19 protein-coding genes are annotated in these 22,168 nt (G+C 62.9%); 7 read left to right on the top strand and 12 right to left on the bottom strand.

The features are described 5' to 3' along the window. Window positions 1–34 precede the first annotated feature (34 nt). The 5 genes from GcLGCM259_RS05820 to GcLGCM259_RS05800 form a co-directional block, all read right to left on the bottom strand. A complete protein-coding gene (locus GcLGCM259_RS05820) occupies window positions 35–976 on the bottom strand; it encodes a PRC and DUF2382 domain-containing protein (RefSeq protein ID WP_138926020.1) in 942 nt (313 codons plus the stop codon). Between the two features lie 343 nt (window positions 977–1,319). Further along, window positions 1,320–2,327 carry an SDR family NAD(P)-dependent oxidoreductase gene (locus GcLGCM259_RS05815; protein WP_138926019.1) on the bottom strand — a complete coding sequence of 336 codons (1,008 nt, stop codon included), beginning with the start codon at window positions 2,325–2,327 and terminating at the stop codon, window positions 1,320–1,322. A 111-nt stretch (window positions 2,328–2,438) separates the two neighbouring features. Beyond that, on the bottom strand, window positions 2,439–2,915 hold the full coding sequence (locus tag GcLGCM259_RS05810; protein WP_138926018.1) for an SRPBCC family protein: 477 nt from the start codon (window positions 2,913–2,915) through the stop codon (window positions 2,439–2,441). A 116-nt stretch (window positions 2,916–3,031) separates the two neighbouring features. Beyond that, a complete protein-coding gene (locus tag GcLGCM259_RS05805) occupies window positions 3,032–3,835 on the bottom strand; it encodes an alpha/beta fold hydrolase (RefSeq protein ID WP_138926017.1) in 804 nt (267 codons plus the stop codon). 76 nt (window positions 3,836–3,911) lie between these two features. Continuing rightward, window positions 3,912–4,424 carry a GNAT family N-acetyltransferase gene (locus GcLGCM259_RS05800; protein ID WP_138926016.1) on the bottom strand — a complete coding sequence of 171 codons (513 nt, stop codon included), beginning with the start codon at window positions 4,422–4,424 and terminating at the stop codon, window positions 3,912–3,914. Between the two features lie 280 nt (window positions 4,425–4,704). Between GcLGCM259_RS05800 and GcLGCM259_RS05795 the strand changes: the two genes are divergently transcribed. After that, window positions 4,705–5,913: a D-alanyl-D-alanine carboxypeptidase family protein gene (locus GcLGCM259_RS05795; protein WP_138926015.1), complete on the top strand. Its 1,209-nt coding sequence runs from the start codon at window positions 4,705–4,707 to the stop codon at window positions 5,911–5,913. A 138-nt stretch (window positions 5,914–6,051) separates the two neighbouring features. Here GcLGCM259_RS05795 and GcLGCM259_RS05790 read toward each other — a convergent pair whose 3' ends face one another. From GcLGCM259_RS05790 to GcLGCM259_RS05770, 5 genes are read right to left on the bottom strand one after another with little or no spacing between them, the layout of a single operon-like run. After that, complete coding sequence (locus tag GcLGCM259_RS05790; protein WP_138926014.1) at window positions 6,052–7,200, bottom strand: cysteine desulfurase family protein; 1,149 nt, start codon at window positions 7,198–7,200, stop codon at window positions 6,052–6,054. Further along, window positions 7,197–8,060, bottom strand: a complete 864-nt coding sequence (gene nadC / locus GcLGCM259_RS05785; RefSeq protein ID WP_138926013.1) for a carboxylating nicotinate-nucleotide diphosphorylase — start codon at window positions 8,058–8,060, stop codon at window positions 7,197–7,199. The genes GcLGCM259_RS05790 and nadC overlap by 4 nt, the downstream gene beginning before the upstream one ends. Continuing rightward, the gene (locus GcLGCM259_RS05780) at window positions 8,060–9,649 is read right to left on the bottom strand and encodes an L-aspartate oxidase (protein ID WP_138926012.1); all 1,590 of its coding nucleotides are present in this window, start codon (window positions 9,647–9,649) and stop codon (window positions 8,060–8,062) included. The genes nadC and GcLGCM259_RS05780 overlap by 1 nt, the downstream gene beginning before the upstream one ends. Further along, window positions 9,646–10,908, bottom strand: coding sequence for a quinolinate synthase NadA (nadA, locus tag GcLGCM259_RS05775; protein WP_138926011.1), 1,263 nt, complete (start codon window positions 10,906–10,908; stop codon window positions 9,646–9,648). Before nadA ends, GcLGCM259_RS05780 begins: the two co-directional genes overlap by 4 nt. Further along, window positions 10,901–11,623: an NUDIX hydrolase gene (locus GcLGCM259_RS05770; protein WP_138926010.1), complete on the bottom strand. Its 723-nt coding sequence runs from the start codon at window positions 11,621–11,623 to the stop codon at window positions 10,901–10,903. Before GcLGCM259_RS05770 ends, nadA begins: the two co-directional genes overlap by 8 nt. Window positions 11,624–11,763: 140 nt before the next feature. Here GcLGCM259_RS05770 and GcLGCM259_RS05765 point away from each other — a divergent pair, with 140 nt between their 5' ends. Further along, on the top strand, window positions 11,764–12,510 hold the full coding sequence (locus tag GcLGCM259_RS05765; RefSeq protein WP_138178142.1) for an alpha/beta fold hydrolase: 747 nt from the start codon (window positions 11,764–11,766) through the stop codon (window positions 12,508–12,510). 629 nt (window positions 12,511–13,139) lie between these two features. On the opposite strand, the gene GcLGCM259_RS05760 is transcribed toward GcLGCM259_RS05765, so the two are convergent. Both GcLGCM259_RS05760 and GcLGCM259_RS05755 read right to left on the bottom strand, forming a co-directional pair. Then, window positions 13,140–14,648 (bottom strand): M81 family metallopeptidase, encoded by a 1,509-nt coding sequence (locus GcLGCM259_RS05760; protein ID WP_138178144.1) that lies wholly within the window; start codon window positions 14,646–14,648, stop codon window positions 13,140–13,142. Then, on the bottom strand, window positions 14,645–15,979 hold the full coding sequence (locus GcLGCM259_RS05755) for an MFS transporter (protein WP_138926009.1): 1,335 nt from the start codon (window positions 15,977–15,979) through the stop codon (window positions 14,645–14,647). The genes GcLGCM259_RS05760 and GcLGCM259_RS05755 overlap by 4 nt, the downstream gene beginning before the upstream one ends. A gap of 124 nt (window positions 15,980–16,103) precedes the next feature. Here GcLGCM259_RS05755 and GcLGCM259_RS15830 point away from each other — a divergent pair, with 124 nt between their 5' ends. The 5 genes from GcLGCM259_RS15830 (at window position 16,104) to hpaD (ending at window position 22,143) form a co-directional block, all read left to right on the top strand. Beyond that, window positions 16,104–17,105 carry an Lrp/AsnC family transcriptional regulator gene (locus tag GcLGCM259_RS15830; RefSeq protein ID WP_138178148.1) on the top strand — a complete coding sequence of 334 codons (1,002 nt, stop codon included), beginning with the start codon at window positions 16,104–16,106 and terminating at the stop codon, window positions 17,103–17,105. A gap of 135 nt (window positions 17,106–17,240) precedes the next feature. Beyond that, complete coding sequence (locus GcLGCM259_RS05745; RefSeq protein WP_138178150.1) at window positions 17,241–18,743, top strand: fumarylacetoacetate hydrolase family protein; 1,503 nt, start codon at window positions 17,241–17,243, stop codon at window positions 18,741–18,743. A gap of 2 nt (window positions 18,744–18,745) precedes the next feature. Beyond that, on the top strand, window positions 18,746–19,405 hold the full coding sequence (locus GcLGCM259_RS05740; protein WP_138926008.1) for a GntR family transcriptional regulator: 660 nt from the start codon (window positions 18,746–18,748) through the stop codon (window positions 19,403–19,405). Window positions 19,406–19,482: 77 nt separating this feature from the next. After that, entirely contained in the window at window positions 19,483–21,012 is a 1,530-nt protein-coding gene (hpaE, locus tag GcLGCM259_RS05735; RefSeq protein ID WP_138926007.1) for a 5-carboxymethyl-2-hydroxymuconate semialdehyde dehydrogenase, read from the top strand. 33 nt (window positions 21,013–21,045) lie between these two features. After that, window positions 21,046–22,143, top strand: a complete 1,098-nt coding sequence (gene hpaD, locus GcLGCM259_RS05730; protein ID WP_138926006.1) for a 3,4-dihydroxyphenylacetate 2,3-dioxygenase — start codon at window positions 21,046–21,048, stop codon at window positions 22,141–22,143. Window positions 22,144–22,168 lie beyond the last annotated feature (25 nt).

Raw genomic sequence — 22,168 nt, 5'->3', positions numbered from 1 at the left:
ACCATGGTGCCGCCCGCGGCGCGGGCGGCACTGCCTAGCGGTCCGTGCGACGGGTGCGTTCACCGGTTTCCGGGTCGATGATGTCCCCATCGCCCTCGGCCTCGATCCGCTCCTTGCGGACCTGCTCGGTGACCTTTTCCTCGTCGGTGACGGTCTCGGTGTCCAGGCGGACCTTCTCCACCGGGACCGCTTCCTTGTCAACAACCGGGCGTTCGGCGTGCAGGGTCACTTCCTGCTCCTCCTCGCCCAGCTCGCCGCCGCGCACGGTGCCGGCGGCATCGGCGTCGGTGATCGGTTCGCGTTCCACGCGCACCTCTTCATGGCTGACCGGCACGGTGGTGGTCACGTTCTCGGTCACCACGTACTTGCGCAGCCGGGCCCGACCGGTTTCCACGTTCTCGGTGCCCACGCGCAGCTGCTCCTCGGAGCGGGTCATGCCCTCACCGGCGTCCCGATCCCGGCCCACGGTGTCTCGGTCATCGAACCCGACCCCGGCGTCGGCCGTGCGGTCGGTGCCCAGGCGGTCGCCGGCCAGGCGGTCATCCTCCAGCCGGTCGTTGCCCACGCCCCCGGCCAGGGCGGTGTCGTTCGGGTCCGCGGGCAGCTGGCCCGCCGACTCGCGGCCGGTGCGCTGGTCCACGCTCTGCTGCCGGTCGTAGGAACGGTTGTAGTAGCGGTAGAGCTCCTGCTCATCGGCCGGGCTCAGGTGCCCGTCCTCGTCGTCGATGCGCGGGGCATCCTTGACGATCTGCTTGTCGAACGGCACGGTGACGGTGTCCCCGTGCACGCTGGCTTCATCCAGCGGAACGAAGCTTTCGGACATTCCAAACAATCCGGTGCGCACGGTGACCCACTGCGGTTCGCCGGTCTGGTCATCAAGGAAGACCTGTCCGAACTTGCCGATCTTCTCGCCGTCGCTGCCGACCACGGTGCCGCCGGTGTTCAGCAGTTCATCAATCTGGTTCTTGTTGATCATGGTTTCTTTCCTTTGCGTCGGTGTTCAGTGTTGTGAAACCGTCCGGAAACCAAGTGTGGTGTCCGAAGGGTGCTGCGCCCCTGGTGGGCGTGACGTCCTACGAGCCGTTCGAGTCAGTGCCGGCGGGTGTGGGCCGGTCTGCCGAAACTTGGAAGCTCAATGCTGAAGGCATTCGTGATGCTGTTTGCAGATTGGGTTTCCTCTCTGTTGGTGTCCCCCGGTACTTTGAATATCCCATCTGCTCCCGCCGCCGTGTCCAGTGCCTAGTGCCTGCATGGACGCAGCCTTGGGGCTGACTGGGAAACCTGAAATGTTCTGCCATTGGCGCTGTAGAGGTGCCATATTAAGCGCCCCCGTCCCCCGGCATGGGTGCGGCCCCGTCCTTTTCGCCCACCTCGTTGAAGCGCCCGGCGGCCCGGCGGCCAAGCACCGTAATCGCATCGAGCACCTTCTGGGCGGGGCCCGGCAGCCGGTCGCGGGCCTCGTGCCCGGTCACGGTGCCCTGTTCACTGCCCGGCGCCCCGGGCAGCATCCGCCCGAGAACTCCCAGCAGGTTCGCGGTGGTGGCCGGGGCCAGGCCGTGGACCCGGATGGCCAGCTTGGCCAGCGGGGTGAGCACCACCAGCGCCCTGCCCTCCAATACCCGGCGCACGATCTGGCGGGCGGCCCGCTCGGCGTCAATGGACACCAGCGGGAAGGAGGCACCGACCGAGAACCAGCCGTACTCGCCCGGCTGGTTGCCGGTGAACTCGGCGCGCAGGTGGGAGCCGGTGCGCATCAGCCCGGGCACCACGGTGGTGACCTTGACCCCGGTGCCGGACATCTCCGCGCGCAGCCCCTGGGAGAAGCCGACCGCGCCGAACTTGGCGGTGCCGTAGGGCAGCAGGTGCGGCACGCTGATCATCCCGCCTATGGAGGAGACGGTGGCAATGTGCCCGCGTCCGCGTTCACGCATGGAATCCACCACGGCCAAAGCCAGGTTGACCGGGCCCCACAGCATGATGTTCACGGCCTGTTCGAAGTGTTCACGCTCCAGGGACTGCAGCGGCCCGACCTGGATGACACCGGCCACGGTGACCAGCACCTCGATGGGCCCCAGGGTTGCCCCGATGCGCGAGACCATGCTGGTGACCTCACCGTTGTCCGCCACATCGCACACCATGGATTCGACCATGAGGCCTTCGGCATGCAGCTTTGCCCGGGCCGCGTCCAGTTCCTCCGCCTCGCGGGCGCAGATCACTAGCCGGTAGCCGCGCCGTCCCAGTTCCCGGGCCACAAGCAGGCCCAGACCCCGTGAGGCACCGGCGACCAGTGCGACTTGCCCGTTCGTTGCTTCCTGAGGTGTTGGCATGGCCTCACCCTAGGCAGGTGAAGGGCCGCTGTGACACAGGCCATGGCAATTACCCGGCCAGCTCCCAGCCAATACTGAACCGGAGCGGTGTTGGCGCAGGTGGCGTTCAGGTTACTTGTAGAATCCTTCGCGCAAATTGATGCCGTGCTCCAGCCAGACCTTTAAGGCCGCCAGCATCGAGGTCCAGCCTTCGCAGTTGTCAAAGGCTCGCTGGATCCCCGCCTCGCTGGGCTGCCAGCCGGATTCGCTGATCTGCACCTTGGTGCGGGCGCCCTCATCGACCGGCTCGAAGTCGAACTGCACCCGGCTCATGCCGTCCTCGGCCACCAGGTGCTCACCTGCCCACCGCAGCACAATGTGCCGCGGGGCCTCGGCTTGCAGCACCTGCACTGGGAAGGCGCCGGGGAAGTCGTGGAAATCCCAGGTGACCGAGTTACCGGCCTCCAGCCGGCCGCGGGCCCCGCCGGTGGTGAAGTAGCGCGAAAGCTGCTCGGGATCCGCGACCGCCTCGTAGACCTGCTCGACCGGCTTGGCAACGTGCCCGGCAACGGTGAAGGAGAGCTCGCGCGGGAGCTGGTGTGCGTCCATGGTAGATGTCTACCGTACCCGTGGCACCGGCACAAGGGTTTGCACGCCGAGGAACCGGCGCACCGGCACATCGGGAGGAGCAGGACAGCGGGTGCCAGGCGGGGAGAACTGTGCTGTTAGTCGATGGCCCGCTGCCCGGTCTTGGCCTGGTTGGCCATCCGGTTGATGATCCGCGCGGCGAGCTTTCCCTGGGTCGGGGTCAGTTCATGCGGTCCGCGGCTGCGGCGGATGCGCACAAATCGGCGGTTGGCCATGAACGCCCGGGTGGTGTTGCCGCGGATGATGAAGAAGTCCAGCACCCCGTTGACGAACAGCATGGGCAGCTTCAGCCGGGTGGCCTGCCGGTAGGACTCGTATTGCATGATCGAGTTTTGCAGGCTCTTGCGGTAGGCCGGCCAGGTTTCCTCGGTGATTTCCATGCCCTTGATGAACGGGACGTATTCCTCGGCCAGCCCTCCGCCGGTTTGGACCGCGTCCGGGGAACGGGAGACCAGTTCGAACAGCGAGAAGTACAGGCCCTCGGCGCGCAAGAGCTTGCGCAGCTTGCCGCCGCGTGGCTTGCGCCGGTAGAGCGGTGCACCGAAGAGCACCAGGCGCTCAACCATGTCCGGTTCCTTCTCTGCCAGGTCCAGGGCAATGTTGCAGCCCATGGAGTGGCCGGCAATGACCGCCTTTTGAATCCCCAGGTCCTTCAGGGTCGCGGCGACCGCCGAGGAGTGGTCCCGCAGGGTGTATTCAACATCCGGTTTCGGCGCATCCCCAAATCCAAGCAGGTCCACGGCAATGATCCGCACCCGGGAGTAATCCAGGTCGTCGAGGACGAAATGCCAACTGTGGTGGTTGTTCCCCAAGCCGTGCAGCAGGACCACGGGCATGCCCTGGCCCCGGTCAATCTTCACGGGCAACAAGTGGTTCGACATGATCCCAATAGATTAGCAAATTTACGCCCTTGACAGGCGACGGAACCCCCGTAGAGCAGTGAGGTGGGCAACTGTCCTAACAGCCGAAGGGGGCGGCGTAGCGGTAGTTGCCTGCGGGCAGACGGTGGGGGTCGAGCACCTTGACCATGAAGTTCTCGCCCCAGGCGGCGTCGGAGGGGATGATTCCGTGATCGGAAGCCGGTTCGTAGCCGAAACGCCGGTAGTAGTCCACGTGGCCGAGCAGCACGATTCCTGGCAGGTTGCGCTGCTGCGCACGGTCGTGGATGTCCTGCATCAGGATCGAGCCCACCCCGCGGTGCTGGTATTCGGGGGCGACCGCCAGCGGCCCGAGCCCCAGCAGCGGGTATTGCCCGTCCACGCTCCCCCAGCTGGCGATCACGTGTCCAATGACGGCGGTCTCATCCAAGGCCACGATCGAGAAGACTGGATCGTAGGCGGGGCAGTCGAAGAGCTCTTGCAGCAGGCCGACCTCCGCCGGCTCAATCGAGGGGTCGAAGTTGGCGAATGCCGCATGGGCCACTGCGTAGACCCCTGCCCTGTCGTCGAAGGTTTCCTGCCGAACTTGCATGGTCGCTAACCTACCAAACTCAGCTGGACGCTCCACCGGGATGAAGCCCTGCAGACCCGGGGCGAAACGCAAAACTACTGGTCACCTCCTGATGCTTGAAACTCATGCCCAGAGCGAATGTTTCGCAGTGTTGAACGTGAGGGGAACAAGGGGCTTATCCCCATTTGCCGGGGCAGACTTATCTGCGAAACTTTGCGCCATTTTCTAGAAGAACCTTGTCCGGTCGGGTTCTTGATGCTGGAATAAGGGAAGCTCATTCATCACTCGTGAGGAAAAACCCATGACCAAGAAAGGCACGACCCGCCTGGCACTGGCGACCGTGTTTACCGCTTCGTTGGTGGCGACCTCGCTGGCTCCGGCCACCGCCTTCGAACCGGCCGCCCCGGCCCAGGTGCAGTCCCAGGGCATCACCACCGCGGCCGCCCCGAGCACCGACGTGGCGTCGTTCGTCCCGACGGCCCGGAAGCTGCAGCGCGGTGCCAGCCGCATTGATGTCTTTGTCAGCAAAAGCTATCCGCTCTCACCGGCCCGCTACGTCCCCAAGACCAAGACGGTAAGGGGCACCTCCATCCGGCTTCGGCCCGAAGCGGCTGACGCCTACCTGAAGATGAAGACGGCGGCGAAGAAGTCGGGCGTGAACATTGCCCTGGTCAGCGGCTACCGCTCCTATGACCGGCAGGCCCAGCTGTTCCGGCAGTACACCCAGCAGTACGGGTCAAAGTATGCCCAGCGGATCTCCGCGAAGCCCGGCACCAGTGAACACCAGACCGGCCTGGCCGTGGACGTGGGCAACACCAACCACCAGTGCGGCCTGCAGGCCTGCTTCGAATCCACCAAGGTGGGGCGCTGGATGGCGAAGAACGCCCACAAGTACGGCTTCATTCTGCGCTACCCCAAGGGCTACGAGTCGGTGACCGGATACGCCTATGAACCATGGCACTTCCGCTATGTGGGCACGTCCCTGGCCAAGAGCTACACCCAGTCCGGGGCCAAGACCCTGGAGCACTACTACGGGGTGGCCAAGGCCAAGCCGAAGGCGGAGAAGCCCAAGACCCAGGCCCCCAAGGGCGCCTCGAGCGCCAAGACGAAGGCGAACCTGAACCTGCGCAGCGGGGTAAGCACCAAGCACAAGGTCCTGCTTACCATCCCGAAGGGCAAGAAGGTCAGCCTGACCGGCAAGACCTCCAAGGGCTGGTACCAGGTGAAGTACTCCTCCAAGACCGGCTGGGTTTCGGGCACCTACCTGGGCAGCTTCTCCGGCAGCAAGCCCAAGACCCAGACTTCCCCGTCAAAACCGAAGAGCTCGGTGAAGACCAAGAAGACCACCGCGAACCTGAACCTGCGCACCAAGGCGGGCACGGGCCACAAGGTCCTGCTGACCATCCCGAAGGGCAAGAAGGTCAGCCTGACCGGCAAGACCTCCAAGGGCTGGTACCAGGTGAAGTACTCCTCCAAGACCGGTTGGGTTTCGGGCAAGTACCTGCGCTGACCGGAGCTGCCGCTCCGGCGAGGGCGGCAACCGGGGTACCTCAAGCAAAACAGCAGGCAAGGGGTGGGACGAAGTCGATTCGTCCCACCCCTTGCATGGTTAACTCCTCGGCCGATCGGCCAGCTTTGCGGATGATGCCTAGCGTTTGCCGAGCAGCCCGCGCATCACGCTGATCACCGCCGAAGCCACCTGGCTGATCTCGTTTTCCTTCATTCCACGCGTAAAGGAGAGCCGGATGGCGGTATGCGCCAGTTCCGGCTCGTACCCCATGGCACTGAGCACCGGGGAGGGATCGGTGGAGCCGGCGGCGCAGGCCGAGCCGGAGGAGCACAGCACCCCGTGACGTTCCAGCTCAATCAGCACGGTCTCCCCGGCGGTGCGCGGGAAGACCAGGGACACGATCCCGCCGATGCGCTGGGTCGGGTGCCCGGTGAGCGCCACCGATCCCGGGAACTGCTCGTTGAGTTGGCCGGTGATCCGCTCAATCAGGTAGGGGCCGTAGCCCTCCCCGGCCCCGGCCTCGCGTTGTTCGCGCACGATTTGCAGGGCCCGGGCGATCCCGGCGGCACCGGCCGGGTTTTCGGTCCCCGAACGCACCCCTCGCTGCTGGCCGCCGCCGTGCAGCAGCGGCACGATCGGGTGGTTGGCAGCGTAGTAGAGCACCCCGGTGCCCTTCAGCGCCCCAATCTTGTGACCGGAGATGCTCAGCGCATCGACGTGCGGGGTCAAGTCACTCAAATCCAGCCATCCGGCGGCCTGCACCGCGTCGGTGTGCATGAACGCGCCGGCCGCGCGGGCCAGGCGTCCGAGCTGCGCAATGGGCTGCATGGTGCCGACCTCGTTGTTCACGGCCATGACCGAGACCACGGCGGTCTTCGCATCGATCAGCCGCTCGGCGGCCGCCAGGTCCACTACGCCCTCGTGGTCCACGGGGATCAGCTCATGGGTGAAACCGTGGTGTTCGGCCAGGAACGCGGCCGCGTCCTGCACGGCGGGATGCTCGATGGCGCTGGTGATGATCTTCCGTCCCCGTGGGGCCGCCAGGGCCGCACCGATGACGGCGAGGTTGTCGGCCTCGGTGCCGCCGGAGGTGAAGTAGATTTCATGCTCCCCCACCCCCAGCTCATTCGCCACGGTGTTGCGGGCCCAGCTGACCGCCCGTTCGGCGTTGCGCCCCAGCTCATGGCGGGAGGACGGGTTGCCAAAGTCATGGGTCAGCAAGGGACTGATGGTGTCCAGCACCTGCTGGTGGGCGGGCGCGGTCGCCGCGGCATCCATGTAGATCATCCGATCACCATATCCAATCCCAGATCGATGGCCACCACCGAATGGGTGATGGCGCCGGAGGAAATGATGTCCACCCCGGTTTCGGCGATCTCGGCGACCGTGGCGGCGTTGACGTTTCCGCTGGCCTCAACGATGGCCTGGCCGTCAATGAGTTCCAGGGCGGCCGGAATGTCCGCCGGGGCAAAGTTGTCCAGCATGATCATATCCACCCCGGCGGCCAACACCGCGGGGATCTGGCTGATGTCATCGACTTCCACCTCCATGGCGGTGGTGTGCCCGAGCCGGGAACGCACCTGGCGCAGCGCACTGGTCAGCTGCTTGCCGTCCCCCAGCAGGGCCAGGTGATTGTCCTTGGCCATGAACGCCTCGGAGAGGTTGTCCCTGTGGTTCACTCCCCCGCCGCAGCGCACCGCATAGCGTTCCAGGGCCCGCAGGCCGGGAGTGGTCTTGCGGGTGTCGGCGATGCGCGCCTTGGTGTGCGCCACCTTCCCCACCAGTCCGGCGGTGGCGGTGGCAATGGCACTCATCCGCTGCAGCAGGTTCAGCCCCACCCGTTCGGCGGTGAGGATGCTGGCGGCCGGACCGCTCACGGTGATCAGCTCGTCCCCCACCTCGAAGCGCTGCCCGTCAGCGAGGTGGGCCGTGACCTGGATGTCCTGATCCACCTGCTGCATGACCCGTTCGAACACGCCGCTGCCGGAAAGCACGCCAGGTTGGCGCGCCACCACGGCGGCGCGGGCGGTGACCGCCGCGTCCAATACGGTGGTGGCGGTGATGTCCCCGCGGGGGCAATCCTCCAGCAGGGCGAGCGAAACAATGGCATCAATGACGGAGCGCGGGACAGGGTGGATGGAACTCATCAGGCGTAGATTTCCTCGAAGGTGTTGGTGGTGGTCTGTTCGCTGAGCGGAAGCTGCCAGCAGGTGCGTGCTGCCGGGTGCGGCTCGGGGTGATCGGTCCGATAATGCGCCCCCAGGCTGTGGGTGCGTTCCTGGGCGGCGTGGGCGCTCAGGCGGGCAATGAGCAGCAGGTTCTCCAGCTCGTGACGGGCGCGGGGGCTTGCGGCCACCGGTTGGGCCTGCCGCAGCCGGGTGATGGCTTCCCGCAGGCCGGGACCGTCGCGGTGCACTGCCAGCTGGTCGGTGGCCAGCTGCTGCAGCTGCCCAAGGCTCATCCCCTGGCCTGGTTCGGTTTCGGGCAGTGGATGGACGGCGAGCGCCGCCGTCTCCGCCCGGGCCAGCGGCGGGTCAGTGAGCATGGCGTTCACGGCACGGCGGGCGAAAACCAGGGCTTCGAGCAGGGAGTTGCTCGCCAGCCGATTGGCCCCATGCACAGCGGTGTTCGCGCACTCGCCGGCCGCATAGAGCCCGGGCACGGTGGTGCGTCCGTCCAGGTCGGTGAAGATCCCTCCCATGAGATAGTGCTGGGCCGGACGCACCGGGATCAGGTCGTGTGCCAGGTTCAGCCCACAGGCCTGTAGGCGTCGGGTAATGGAGGGGAACCGACGGGAAAGGAAACCTCGGCCCTGGTTCTGCTCCACTGCCCGGGCATCCAGGTAGACCGGGTGCCCGGCCATGTTCTGCGCGTGGATAGCCCGGGCAATCACATCGCGTGGCGCCAGTTCGGCCCGTGGATCAATCCCGGGCATGAAGCGCTCGCCGGTGCCGGTGACCAGCACGGCGCCTTCCCCGCGGACCGCCTCGCTGATCATCCCCGCGCCCGGGTGGGCTTCGGTGTCCACCATGGTGGGGTGGAACTGCACGAATTCCATGTCGCTGATTATTGCCCCGGCCCGGGCGGCGAGCGCGATGCCGTCCCCGGTCGCGCCCACCGGGTTGGTGGTGTGCCGGTAGAGCCCGCCAATGCCGCCGGTGGTCAGCAGCACCCGGTCCCCGGCCAGCGTGTGCTCGCTGCCGTGTCGCAGATAGCGCACGGCGTGCCCGGAATCCTGCCGGCGTTCAAGGGCGGTGACCAGCGCGTGCTCGATTACGCTGAGGTTTCCGGCCTGCTCTGCTCTCCGGCAGGCGGCGACCAGAGCGCGGCTCAGCCCCTGGCCGGTGGCGTCCCCGTTGATGTGCAGGATCCGGTGGGCGCTGTGCGCGGCCTCCAGCCCCAGCTGGTAGGCACCGTCCCCACTGCGGTCAAAGGCCACCCCGTGCTGTTCGAGCTGGTCAATGATTTCCGGCGCCGCGGCGCACAGGGTCTGTACGGCCTGGACCGAGCCGTGCCCGTTCCCTGCGGCCAGGGTATCGGCGACGTGGCTGGCCACGGTGTCCCCGGCCGCTTGCCCCTGGGAGGTCAGGGCGCTGATGCCGCCCTGGGCCCATTCGGTGTTGCCGGTGCCCAGCCCGTCCTTGGTCAGCAGCACCGGGTGCACGCCGCGGCCTACCGCGCTCAAGGCGGACAGCAGCCCGGCGGCCCCGGAGCCGACAATGATGGTCCGGGTCATGGCCGGGCAGCCAGCATCCGCTCCAGGGCGGTCTTGGCGTCGGCCTGCTCGGCCTGCGGCACCTCAATGCGGTTCACAATGCGCCCGGCCACCAGTTCCTCCAACACCCAGGCCAGGTAGCCGGGGTGGATCCGGTACATGGTGGAGCAGGGGCAGATCACCGGATCCAGGCAAAAGATCGTGTGCTGCGGGTACTGCTCGGCCAGCCGGTTGACCATGTTGATCTCCGTGCCAATGGCGAAGGTGGTCGGTTCGGTGGCCCCGGCGATGGCCTTGAAGATGTAATCGGTGGAACCCGATTCGTCCGCCGCGTCCACCACCTCCATGGGGCATTCGGGGTGCACGATGACCCGCAGGTTCTCGTGCTCGGCCCGCGCCTTGTCAATCTGCGCGGTGGTGAAGCGCTTGTGCACGGAGCAGAAGCCGTGCCACAAGATCACCTTGGCGGCGTTCAGGGTGTCGGCATCGTTGCCGCCCAGTTCCCGGCGTGGGGTCCACAGCGGCATCTGTTCCAGGGGGATCCCCATCGCCTTGGCCGTATTGCGGCCCAGGTGCTGGTCCGGGAAGAACAGCACCCGCCGGCCGCGTTCGAACGCCCACTCCAGCACGGTCTTCGCGTTCGAGGAGGTGCACACCAATCCCCCGTTGCGGCCCACGAACGCCTTCAACGCCGCGGAGGAATTCATGTAGGTCACCGGGATCACCGCGGCGCGCCCGTCATCCTCCTCGTCCCGGTACAACTCCATCAGCTCATCCCAGCACTGCTGGACGCTGGGGGCATCGGCCATGTCCGCCATGGAGCATCCGGCCGAAAGGTTCGGCAGGATCACCGCCTGGTCATCCCGGGAGAGCACATCGGCGGTTTCGGCCATGAAGTGCACACCACAAAAAACAATGTACTTGGCCTCATCACGGGTCAGTGCCGCATTGGCCAGCTGGAAGGAATCCCCCACGAAGTCGGCGTACTTGACCACCTCGTCACGCTGGTAGAAGTGGCCCAGCAGCACCACGTCATCGCCCAGGGTCTCCTTCGCCGCACGGATGCGGGCATCAAGTTCCTCCTCGCTGGCGCTGAGGTACTGCTGGGGCAACTTCTGCTGCCGCGGGAAGTTCGCCGGGGCCTGATCCCCCTGGGAAGCTCCGGGGCCGTAACCGGATGGGGTGTCCCAGGGGTTGGCCGAGAGTTCGGATGAGCAGGTGGAGCCCGGTGCGTTGAGGGTCAGCCGGGTGATGGTCGAGGAAAAGGTAGGGCTACTCATGGTTGGTATCTACTTCCAGTGGGTCATGGCCGCTGCCCGCGTAGCGGTAGAGCCGGGGTGGTCGGTGCTGGCCGCCGGCGAGGTATTCGTCGGTGGCCACAATGCTCTGGGTGGCTTTGAGTTGGCGGCGGAAGTTGGCTGGGTCAAGTTCCTTGCCCAGCATGGCCTCGTACACCGCCCGCAGCTGGGCCAGGGTGAAGCGCTCGCCGAGCAGCCGGTGGGCGATTTGCCCGTACTCGACCTTGTTGCGCAGCCGCCACAGCGCGTAGTCGATGATCTGCCGGTGGTCGAATGCCAGGTTCTCCAGGACGGGATCATCCAGCGCGAACCAGGCCACGTTCTCGTCCTCCACAGTGGCGCCCACCTGGGCCTCGGTGACCAGCGCGAAATACGCGATGGTCACCAATCGCTGGCTGGGTGAACGGTCCGGGTCACCGAAGGTGTAGAGCTGTTCCAGGTAGCTCGGCCGCAGCCCGGTGGTGCTAGCCAGGGTGCGGCTGGCGGCGGTGCCAAGGGACTCGCGGGGTCCCACGGGGCCACCGGGCAGGGCCCACTGTCCGGCGTGGGGTTGGCGAACGCGGCGCACCAGCGGTAGCCACAATTGTGCTCGGCCGCCGTCGATGGGCCGGATACCGAAGATCACCGTGGAAACGGCCAACGCCGGTGGCATGTTGCGCCGTTCTGCCACGTTGGCTGATCCCAGCGGGATGCTCATCAAGGCCTCCTGATTTGCCGGCTGCTTGTTTAGGGTGATGACCGGCCGATTGGAATTTGGTTAGAGTCATTCTGACATTAACTCTCCGAGGCTTCCACCCGAAGAACGATTTGTGACCGCAGTGACATATAGTTTTGAGCATGACCTTGGATCTTAATCTTCGAGTTATCCCCGCGAACACCGAGGCCAGTGCACCAACCGTGCTGCTGATCCACGGCTTCGCCTCCTCCGCAGACCTAAACTGGGAACGCTCCGGATGGGTTCGGCACTTCACCGAAAATGGGCGCAATGTGGCGCTGGTGGATCTGCCCGGCCACGGAGAGGACCCGAACCGCAACGACGGCAGCTGGGCCCCGAGCCGCATCCACCTTGCCCTGGCCAAGGTGGTCGAATCCCTGGGTGGCCCGGTTGACGTATTGGGCTACTCCCTGGGCGCGCGCCTGGGCTGGGAGCTGGCCGCCAAGCATCCCGAGCTCGTCCGCCGCCTGATCATCGGAGGCCCCGGCAGCCTGGACCCGCTGGCCGCCTTCGCCTTGAATGAGGCGCGCAATTTCGTGGCCACCGGTGAGTCAATCGCTGATGAATACACGGCAAAGGTGATGTCGATTGCGATCAACGAGAAAGCCAACGATTTCAATGCGCTGTTCAAGCTGATCGACGGCATCAAGACCGAACCCTACGATCCGGCCGAAGCGGTGCCGACCACGCCGACCCTGCTCGTCGCCGGGGACCAGGACGACTTGGCCACCACCATGCCGTACCTGCGGCGCCTGCTTCGTGAAGCCGGAGCGGACACCGAAGTCGTATGGCTGGCCGGGCGGAATCACGCCAGCGCAGTAACCAGTCGCGAGTTCAAGACCGCGGCACTGAAGTTCCTCGACGCATAGTCCTCCAGCTTCCGAATTCCAATGAGTTCGGTCGGACGAAAAACAGGCTGGCTGTAGTCCCTGAAAACTACAGCCAGCCTGTTTTGTGCCTGCGCCCTATGAGCGAGCGACGGCTTAAGAGCTTGGGTCGGGCGAAGTCTCGCATAACGCGCCCGGAAGGCATTCCCCAATGCGTCTGCCAACTCGGTACCCCATCCCCATGGGCCTAGTAGGCATATCCGGTTGCGGTGAACTTCGCCCGACCAATACTCATAATGATAGGGGAACCCCCAAGTTTCCAAAATCCGAAGTCTCAGGAAAAACGCTGTTTCACCGCGTGCTTTCTTAAGGCAGCAACCCTACTCAATCCAACGGCTTGAACACGCCTGCACCCCAATAACTGTTTTGCCGTACGCTTATCCGTCATGTACTGGTAGTCAATGCACGGATACCGGTTACACACATTTGGCTGACTTATCTCCCCCGGTGAAAAAGACTACGAGAGAAGAAGTACCTTTGACTCAATTTCTTAGTAGAAGATTCCCAGAATCGTTGCTGGTAGATCCTGTCACAATCCATGCGCGTGCATGTAACAATCTCTCAATGTGGAATGTCTCAGCTGCTGAAGGACCGCAATTCCCGGGCAACTCTTATGGCTTTTGGTTTCGCCCCGCACCCGTACTGGACGCAAAAGCGGGCCCCTTCGGTCCGAGACGGACCCCATTTTTCAGGTTCTTCCATGGCAACTTGGCTGGATCGGCGGGGAACGGGCCAGGCGAGAGGGCGACAATCACCTGCCCAGCGATATCCTCAAAATCGCCCCTGAAGTGAACTGAGCTCTTAACTACTAGAATGTTTTGAGTCTCGGGCTCTACCCCTGGTGCGCGGAATTGGTTCCTGTCCATAGTTTGCGCCTTGTGGCTGTTAACAATGATTCGTATATTCCCCTTGCGAAGTAGCACCGAGGGCCCGACGGACAGTTCGTTGCCATTCATCATTGGTCCTTCAAAACGCACGAACCCGGCAGTGATCCTCTCCACCGTGAAAATCCCCTCTATTTCGGGGTCTCCTTCAATCTGGGATCCTTTCAGCTTAATTGTCACAGTCTCGTTTTCGCCCGCTTCAATAGCCGTAGCAACGACGTGAGGATCAAAAATGGAACAAACAGCGCTTTTCGGAACGTCTCTGAGAAGTAGTTCCGCTAGTAGACCGTTCGTGTTTCCATCGCCTCCAGCGCCCGGATTATCTTGAGTATCCGCAATAACGACAGGGGCACGACCTGCCGCGACGGCAGCCTCGGCCGCATCCAGGGCTTCTGCCGTCGGTAGGGCGCGCAAGGCAAAATCCGCTTCTAGGTTTCGGATTGTCTCTGCCAGTTCGTGGATTCTTGCCTTTAGCAGGGTTTCGTCCGAGCCGTATCCAAAAACGCAAGGCTGGCAATCTGGAACATCTGTGGCCGGAAAGGCCATCGCTACTGATAAAACGCTTTCCCCTTCCGAAGCACACAGAGCCGAGAAGATGTCCCTCGCTGGAGTAGACATGGTACTGCCGGAAATAGTAGGTATAAGGAAGTCGATGCGCTCTCGCGCCATCACCAATCGTTCGCCCGCCAGGCAACGGCCAAGCAAGCGCGCGGCTGCAATTCCTGTTTCTGCCATGTCGATGTGGGGGTACGTTCTGTAGGCCACCATGGCGTCAGCGTGGTTGAGCATTCCGTCACTTATATTCGCGTGAAGATCCAAGCTAACAACTATGGGGATATTTGGACCAACGACCGCTCTTACCCGCCGAATAAGCTCTCCGTCACCGTCATTGTATTTCTCAGTCACCATGGCACCATGCAAATCAAGATATACACCATCAGGACGAGATTCTTCGCAGGCGTCAGTTATTAAACGTACGATCCGTTCATAAGCGGTATTAGTCACTGGCCCCGAAGGTGAAGCAGCACACCAAATGACAGGAAGGAGACTCCAATCGTCGTTTGCTGCTGATATGAAACCACCTATAGGGACATTTACTTTTCTAAGTTCAAGAACTTCCCCTCCTCTATGCATTCGAGGAAATCCCTCGCCATTCTCAAAGTTTGCCCAATCCGCTACGGATCGCGCAAAGGTATTAGTCTCGTGAAGGAACCCGGCAATTATAATACGTTTCAATTTAAAACCTCATTTCTTTTGAGCTTCAACGATTTGGGGAGAAGGAACAACGCAAGGGCGGAAAGGCCCAAGAGTCCAACCATGGCGAGCAACCCGCCCTGGGTAGAGCCAGTCGCCTGTTTGACAAAGCCCAAGAGCGTAGGTGCGACAAAGCCGCCCAAGATTCCTACGGTGTTAATCAGAGCAATTCCCCCAGCAGCTGCAGTTCCACCAAAGTGCTGACTCGGAACCGCCCAAAAGACTGTGTAAGCACCCCACGCGCTACAGATGGCGACGCAAAGTGCCGTGAACGAAAATAAGAAGTTTGAACTGGTGAATGCAGCTAATGTCAAGCCGACTGCGGCGAGGATGGTTGGGAAGATGGTGTGCCAGTGCCTATCTTGCGTCCTGTCCGAACTCTTACTCAAAAAAATCATCGTAGGGATAGTAAGTACGTAAGGTATTGCCGCCAATAAACCAACAGTTAAATTATTTCTAATTCCGTTGTCACTAAGAATTGTCGGTAGCCAAAAACTGACGGCATAGATTCCGCACATGATACCGAAATACGCAACCGCCATCACATAGACTGCTGGGTTTTTGAGAACATCTACGAAACGATGGTCAATGCGGGCAGCATCCGTTTCGGTTATGACACGACGGACTATGGCCTTTTCGGCAGCAGTGAGCCAAGGCGCGTCATCTGGTCGATCGTACATGAGTTTCCAAAATAGGTACCCAAGCAAGAGACACGGGATACCCTGGACAAGGAACATCCACTGCCAACCGGCCATGCCAAGTAGATCATCCATGGCAGAAATAATCGCGGCTGATACTCCCGACCCGAGAATAGAACCAATTGGACCAGCCAGCATGTAGATTCCCATCGCTGCTGCCATTCTTTTAGCAGGGAACCAATACGTGAGATACAGGATGATACCTGGAGCAAATCCGGCCTCAAATATTCCCAGTAAGATCCGCAAAGCGTAAAAACTAAATTCGTCGCGAACGAAGAGCATCGAGGCGGAGACAATTCCCCACAGAACCATGATGCGTGTAATGGTCTTGCGAGCTCCAATTCTGTGCATGACCATGTTGCTGGGGATTTCTAGGATCGCGTAGGCCAAGAAAAACAGTCCGGCACCGATACCGAAGACCGCTTCAGTGATAGCCGGGATGTCCTCTTGCATGTGCAATTTTGCGAAACCGATGTTCACGCGATCGAGGTACGCGAATGTATAACAGAGCAGCAGGAACGGGAGTAGCCTTCTATTGATTTTTCGATAGACGCTTTCTTCTGCCGACGATCGGCTCGAAGCTACCGCGGAACGGGGTGACGATAGTCGTTTCATGAATGTCCTCTCTGACTACAGCCACACTAGGATGTGAATCACACCATTTTAAAAATTGAAGGAAAATCGTTCAGAAGTGGATGATAAAGACGGATTCGACACTCTCTGTCTGGAGACTTAAAGGATGAGCTATAAGGTTCATGCAACGGATTTGGAGATCGTGGATGCGCTTCAAGCATCTCCGAGAGCTACATGGGCGTCAGTCGGAAAAGCTCTTGGTCTCTCAGAAGTCACCGTTGCGCGAAGATGGAACAGGCTACATACGCTTGGGTTAGCTTGGACGAGCATTGCGCTTCATCCCTCGCAAAGTTATGGGGTCGTAGTTGAGATTCGATGCGAGCTAGATCGTTTAGAGCACCTGCTTAATCAGCTGAACCAGCACCCACAGATCTTTACAGTGGGTCAAACTACAGGCGAATACAATCTGTTCTGCATAATTGGGTCCACAAATGTCAACGGTGTCATACACACTATTCATGAGCGACTTCCAGACCTGACGAAGACATCCCAAGTGAAATTCAGCATCTTTTGGCAAATCACAGGTGGGGTGGACTGGCGGCAAGGAATCTTGCCCGCTGGCGATGAATCGCACCTTAGAGTCCATTCAGAGGGGCATACGACGCGCAGGTTTCCACCTCTTAGCAAAAAAGACAGACGGTTGTTCCTCGCTCTCGCAAGAGACGCCCGAAAACCGTTGGCCGATTTAGCTGCGGAGCTGTCCTTATCGACAGAAATTGTACGTCGGCGCCTCTTTCAACTGCAGGCTTCCAACGAGATCACTTATAGATGCGATGTAGCGAGGCCGTCGTTTGATCTGCCACTCGGCTTATTCGTCTTGGTTAGGACGCCTTCTCTAGATAGCGAGCGTATAGCACGCGACTTAGGCGCTTGGAAGGAAACTCGTTTTTGCGCAGCAGTAGTAAGTAGTACAAACATAGTCTGGATCGCAGGTCTTCACGATCTCCCAGACGTCGGGACAATGATTGATCGTCTAACAACTACCTTTCCCGAGATTGAGGTGGCCGATCAGCGAGTTATCACTCGAATGACGAAAATATACGGGCGCTTGCTCGATACAACTGGAAAGTCACGAGGATGCGTTCCATTTGACCCATGGGAAGACTAGCCGCGCAAGGCCATTCCCCTGTACCCGCCGATTTTCGTCGCGTACCGACCGTCGAATTTTTCCCGCTTGACACCCTAAGAGATTCAGCGCACACTGATCGTATACGATTTGATGTACGAAGAAGTGGGAGAATCAATGAGCACCTCGGTTTCGGTCAACGAGTCGACCTTCGCGCAGGCAGGGAAGGTGCTGGCCGTGCACCTGTCCTACGCTTCGCGGGCCGCCCAGCGCGGACGCACCCCGAAGTACCCCAGCTACTTCATGAAGGCCTCCTCCTCGTTGGCAGTTTCCGGCTCGACCGTCGAGCGCCCGGCCGGCACCGAGCTGCTGGCCTTCGAGGGTGAGATCGCCCTGATCATCGGCAAGGCCGCCCGCCGCGTTTCCGTCGAGGACGCCTGGGGCCACGTTGGCCAGGTCACCGCCGCCAACGACCTGGGCGTGCATGACATGAAGTACGCCGACAAGGGCTCGAACATCCGCTCCAAGTCCGGGGACGGCTACACCCCGATGGGCCCGAACGCTTTAGAGGCGGCAAGCATTGATCCGGCCAAGCTGCGCGTGCAGACCTGGGTCAACGGTGAACTCGCCCAGGATGCCGACACCTCCGAGCTGCTCTTCTCCTTCGCCCAGATCATTGCCGACCTCTCCCAGCAGATGACCCTGCTGCCTGGGGACGTCATCCTCACCGGCACCCCTGCCGGCTCCACCGTCTTCTTCCCCGGCGATGTCGTCGAGGTTGAGGTCACCGACCTGGTCTCCGGGGCCAGCACCGGCAAGCTGAAGACCACCGCCGTGGAGGGCACCGATGCCTTCGCCGCCTTTGGCAACCAGCCCAAGGTCACCGAGAAGGACAAGGAAGACGCCTACGGTGACCGCGCCGCCGCCGGACTGGAGCCGATCATCACCGGCAAGGACGTGCTCACCGATGAGGTGCGCGCCAAGCTGGAGGCCGTGGCCACCGCCACCCTGTCCGCCACCCTGCGCAAGCTGGGGCTGAACAACGTGAACATCCAGGTGCCCGGCGCCACCAAGGGCATGCAGCGGGTCATCGGCACCGCCCGCACGCTGCGCTACGTGCCCAACCGCGAGGATCTGTTCAAGAAGCACGGGGCCGGCTACAACACCCAGAAGCAGTCCATCGATTCGCTGGGCGACGGCGAGGTGCTGATCATGGAGGCGCGTGGGGAAACCGGGGCCGCCACCCTGGGCGACATCCTGGCCCTGCGCAGCCAGACCCTGGGCGCGGCCGGCATCATCACCGACGGCGGCGTGCGCGACCTGGACGCGGTCACCGGACTGGATATTCCGGTGTTCTACAACGGCGCCCACCCGGCCGTGCTGGGCCGGCGCCACGTGGCCTGGGACAAGGACATCACCGTGGCCTGCGGTGGGGTTACCGTGCAGCCCGGGGATGTGATCGTGGCCGATTCGGATGGCATCGTGGTCATCCCGCCGCACCTGGTCGCCGAGGTCGCCGATGCGGCGCTGGCCACCGAGAAGTCCGATGAGTTCATCTTCGCCATGGTCCAGCGCGGGCACGTCATCGACGGGTTGTTCCCGATGAACGCGGACTGGAAGGCCAAGTACCAGGCCTGGCAGCAGGCTGGCAGCCCGGACCTGGACAGCTGGGAACTCTAGCCATGACCCCCTCGAAGTCCGAAGCGGCCTACGCCACCATCTCCGAGCGGATCAACAACGGGGCCTACTCCCCCGGATACCGCCTGGTGCTGGGAACCATCGCCGAGGAGCTGGGCTGCTCGGTGGTTCCGGTGCGCGAGGCGATCCGGCGGCTGGAGGCCGAGGGGCTGGTGAACTTCACGCGCAACGTGGGGGCCACGGTGGCGCAAATCGATTCCACCCTCTACCTGCACACCATGCAGACCCTGTCGGTGATCGAGCCGGCCGCCACCGCGCTGGCCGCACCGCTGATGGATCAGTCCCTGCGCCAGGCGGCGCGTGAGGTGAACCAGAAGATGCGCGAGTGCCTGGACAGCTTCGACCCGGTGGCCTTCACCCAACTGAATACCGAATTCCACAAGCTGCTGTACTGCCAGTGCCCGAACCCGCACATCCTGGACCTGGTCCAGCGCGGGTGGCGGCGCCTGGCGGCGATGCGCTCCTCCTCCTTCTCGCACATCCCGCACCGGGCACTGCAGTCGGTCCAGGAGCACGAGCACCTGCTGGACCTGCTGGAGGACGGGGCGTCCGCCGAGCAGATCGAGCAGGCGGCCCGGCGGCACCGCACCAACACGCTGAACGCCTACCTCAGGGCGGCGGGCATGGAGCCCTCCCCCATCTAGGCAAACCAGCAGCACCTAAGATTTTCGACCACAAGTTTTTTGACCGTCTTTGCAACGCAACGCGAAAGGACACAGCCATGAGCAAGCACTTCGTTCCGGAGAACCTGCCCAGCAAGATCCAGCACTACATCAACGGTGAGTTCGTCGATTCCATCGGCGGCAAGACCTTCGAGGTGCTGGACCCGGTGACCAACAAGCCGTACGTGAACGCCGCCGCAGGGCAGAAGGAGGACATCGACGCCGCCGTCGCCGCCGCCACCGAGGCCTTCAAGAACGGCCCGTGGCCGCGCATGAAGCCGCGCGAGCGCGCCAACGTGCTGTACAAGATCGCCGACGCCGTGGTGGCCCAGGAGGACCGCCTGGCCGAGATGGAGACCTTCGACACCGGCCTGCCGATCACCCAGGCCCGCGGCCAGGCCCGCCGCGCAGCGGAGAACTTCCGCTTCTTCGCCGACCTGATCGTGGCCCAGCACGACACCGCGCTGAAGGTCCCGGGCTCCCAGCTGAACTACGTGAACCGCAAGCCGATCGGTGTGGCCGGGCTGATCACCCCGTGGAACACCCCGTTCATGCTCGAATCCTGGAAGCTGGCCCCCTCGATCGCCTCGGGCTGCACCGTGGTGCTCAAGCCGGCGGAGTTCACTCCGCTCTCGGCCTCCCTGTGGGCCAAGATCTTTGAGGACGCCGGGCTGCCCAAGGGCGTGTTCAACCTGGTCAACGGCATCGGTGAGGAAGCCGGCGACGCGCTGGTCAAGCACCCGGACGTGCCGCTGATCTCCTTCACCGGCGAATCCTCCACCGGCCAGCTGATCTTCCGCAACTGCGCGGAGAACCTGAAGGGCATGAGCATGGAGCTGGGCGGCAAGTCCCCGGCCATCGTGTTCGAGGACGCCGACTTCGATGCGGCCATCGACTCCACCCTGTTCGGCGTGTTCTCACTGAATGGTGAGCGCTGCACCGCCGGGTCGCGCATCCTGGTCCAGCGCGGCATCTACGAGAAGTTCATCCAGGCCTACGCCGAGCGCGCCAAGAACATCAAGGTCGGCGACCCGCACGACCCGGACACCCAGGTCGGCGCGCTGGTGCACCCCGAGCACTACGACAAGGTCATGAGCTACGTGGAAATCGGCAAGTCCGAGGGCCGCCTGGTCGCCGGCGGAGGACGCCCGGAGAACCTGCCCGAGGGCCAGGAGAACGGCTCCTACGTGGCACCGACCGTGTTCGTGGACGTGAAGCCCGATGCCCGGATCTTCCAGGAGGAAATCTTCGGCCCGGTCGTGGCGATCACCCCGTTCGACACCGAGGAAGAGGCCCTGCAGCTGGCCAACAACACCAAGTACGGCCTGGCCGCCTACCTGTGGACCAACGACCTGCAGCGGGCCCACAACTTCGCCCAGAACATCGAGGCCGGCATGGTGTGGCTGAACTCCCACAACGTGCGCGACCTGCGTTCGCCGTTCGGCGGCGTGAAGGCCTCGGGCCTGGGCCACGAGGGCGGCTACCGCTCGATCGACTTCTACACCGACCAGCAGGCCGTGCACATCACCCTGGGCGAGGTGCACACCCCGAAGTTCGGTGCCGCCGACGCAGCCAAGATCGACGGCTAGTACCCCAAGAATTATTTGCAAAGGAGCAAGAACATGAGCAACGAGATCCCCAAGCCCTCGGTCCCGGCCCCGGACATCCTGCGCTGCGCGTACGCCGAACTGGTCGTCACCGACCTGGCCAAGTCCCGCGAGTTCTACGTGGACGTGCTGGGCCTGCACGTGAGCTACGAGGACGAGAACCAGGTCTACCTTCGGTCCTTCGAGGAGTTCATCCACCACAACCTGGTGCTCACCCAGGGCCCGGTCGCCGCACTGAAGGCCATGGCCTTCCGCGTGCGCTCGAACGAGGACGTGGATGCGGCCGAGGCCTACTACAAGGAGCTGGGCTGCCGTATCGAGCGCCGCAAGGACGGCTTCGTCAAGGGCATCGGGGACGCGGTGCGCGTGGAGGACCCGCTGGGCTTCCCGTACGAGTTCTTCTTCGAGACCACCCACGTCGAGCGCCTGCACATGCGCTACGACCTGTACTCGGCCGGCGAGCTGGTGCGCCTGGACCACTTCAACCAGGTGACCCCGGACGTGCCGCGCGGACGCAAGTACCTGGAGGACCTGGGCTTCCACGTCACCGAGGACATCCAGGATGACGAGGGCACCACCTACGCCGCCTGGATGCACCGCAAGGGCACCGTGCACGACACCGCCCTGACCGGCGGCAACGGCCCGCGCCTGCACCACGTGGCCTTCTCCACCCACGAGAAGCACAACATCATCCAGATCTGCGACAAGATGGGTGCCCTGCGCATCTCGGACCGCATCGAACGCGGCCCGGGCCGCCACGGCGTGTCCAACGCGTTCTACCTGTACATCCTGGACCCGGATGACCACCGCATCGAGATCTACACCCAGGACTACTACACCGGGGACCCGGACAACCCGACCATCACCTGGAACGTGCACGACAACCAGCGCCGTGACTGGTGGGGCAACCCGGTCGTCCCATCCTGGTACACCGAGGCCTCCAAGGTCCTGGACCTGGACGGCAACGTGCAGGAAATCGTTGAGCGCACCGATGACTCCGAACTGGAGGTCACCATCGGCGCCGACGGGTTCTCCTACACCCGTGCCGGGGATGACGAGGGCACCTACGTGGGCGAAGCCTCCAAGGGCTTCAAGCTGGGCAACCAGCTCTAGGCACCCCCACGCCGGGGCAACTCCT

The sequence above is a fragment of the Glutamicibacter creatinolyticus genome, from assembly GCF_006094275.1.
Lineage (GTDB): Bacteria > Actinomycetota > Actinomycetes > Actinomycetales > Micrococcaceae > Glutamicibacter > Glutamicibacter creatinolyticus.
Note: the sequence above shows the minus strand (reverse complement) of the source record. Positions and strands in the feature narration are given on the sequence as shown.

Bases quoted from the DNA above. Each gene is read 5' to 3' on its own strand.
- GcLGCM259_RS05820 (WP_138926020.1), bottom strand. From the start codon at position 976: ATGATCAACAAGAACCAGATTGATGAACTGCTGAACACCGGCGGCACC.
- GcLGCM259_RS05815 (WP_138926019.1), bottom strand. From the start codon at position 2,327: ATGCCAACACCTCAGGAAGCAACGAACGGGCAAGTCGCACTGGTCGCC.
- GcLGCM259_RS05810 (WP_138926018.1), bottom strand. From the start codon at position 2,915: ATGGACGCACACCAGCTCCCGCGCGAGCTCTCCTTCACCGTTGCCGGG.
- GcLGCM259_RS05805 (WP_138926017.1), bottom strand. From the start codon at position 3,835: ATGTCGAACCACTTGTTGCCCGTGAAGATTGACCGGGGCCAGGGCATG.
- GcLGCM259_RS05800 (WP_138926016.1), bottom strand. From the start codon at position 4,424: ATGCAAGTTCGGCAGGAAACCTTCGACGACAGGGCAGGGGTCTACGCA.
- GcLGCM259_RS05795 (WP_138926015.1), top strand. From the start codon at position 4,705: ATGACCAAGAAAGGCACGACCCGCCTGGCACTGGCGACCGTGTTTACC.
- GcLGCM259_RS05790 (WP_138926014.1), bottom strand. From the start codon at position 7,200: ATGATCTACATGGATGCCGCGGCGACCGCGCCCGCCCACCAGCAGGTG.
- nadC (WP_138926013.1), bottom strand. From the start codon at position 8,060: ATGAGTTCCATCCACCCTGTCCCGCGCTCCGTCATTGATGCCATTGTT.
- GcLGCM259_RS05780 (WP_138926012.1), bottom strand. From the start codon at position 9,649: ATGACCCGGACCATCATTGTCGGCTCCGGGGCCGCCGGGCTGCTGTCC.
- nadA (WP_138926011.1), bottom strand. From the start codon at position 10,908: ATGAGTAGCCCTACCTTTTCCTCGACCATCACCCGGCTGACCCTCAAC.
- GcLGCM259_RS05770 (WP_138926010.1), bottom strand. From the start codon at position 11,623: ATGAGCATCCCGCTGGGATCAGCCAACGTGGCAGAACGGCGCAACATG.
- GcLGCM259_RS05765 (WP_138178142.1), top strand. From the start codon at position 11,764: ATGACCTTGGATCTTAATCTTCGAGTTATCCCCGCGAACACCGAGGCC.
- GcLGCM259_RS05755 (WP_138926009.1), bottom strand. From the start codon at position 15,979: ATGAAACGACTATCGTCACCCCGTTCCGCGGTAGCTTCGAGCCGATCG.
- GcLGCM259_RS15830 (WP_138178148.1), top strand. From the start codon at position 16,104: ATGAGCTATAAGGTTCATGCAACGGATTTGGAGATCGTGGATGCGCTT.
- GcLGCM259_RS05745 (WP_138178150.1), top strand. From the start codon at position 17,241: ATGAGCACCTCGGTTTCGGTCAACGAGTCGACCTTCGCGCAGGCAGGG.
- GcLGCM259_RS05740 (WP_138926008.1), top strand. From the start codon at position 18,746: ATGACCCCCTCGAAGTCCGAAGCGGCCTACGCCACCATCTCCGAGCGG.
- hpaE (WP_138926007.1), top strand. From the start codon at position 19,483: ATGAGCAAGCACTTCGTTCCGGAGAACCTGCCCAGCAAGATCCAGCAC.
- hpaD (WP_138926006.1), top strand. From the start codon at position 21,046: ATGAGCAACGAGATCCCCAAGCCCTCGGTCCCGGCCCCGGACATCCTG.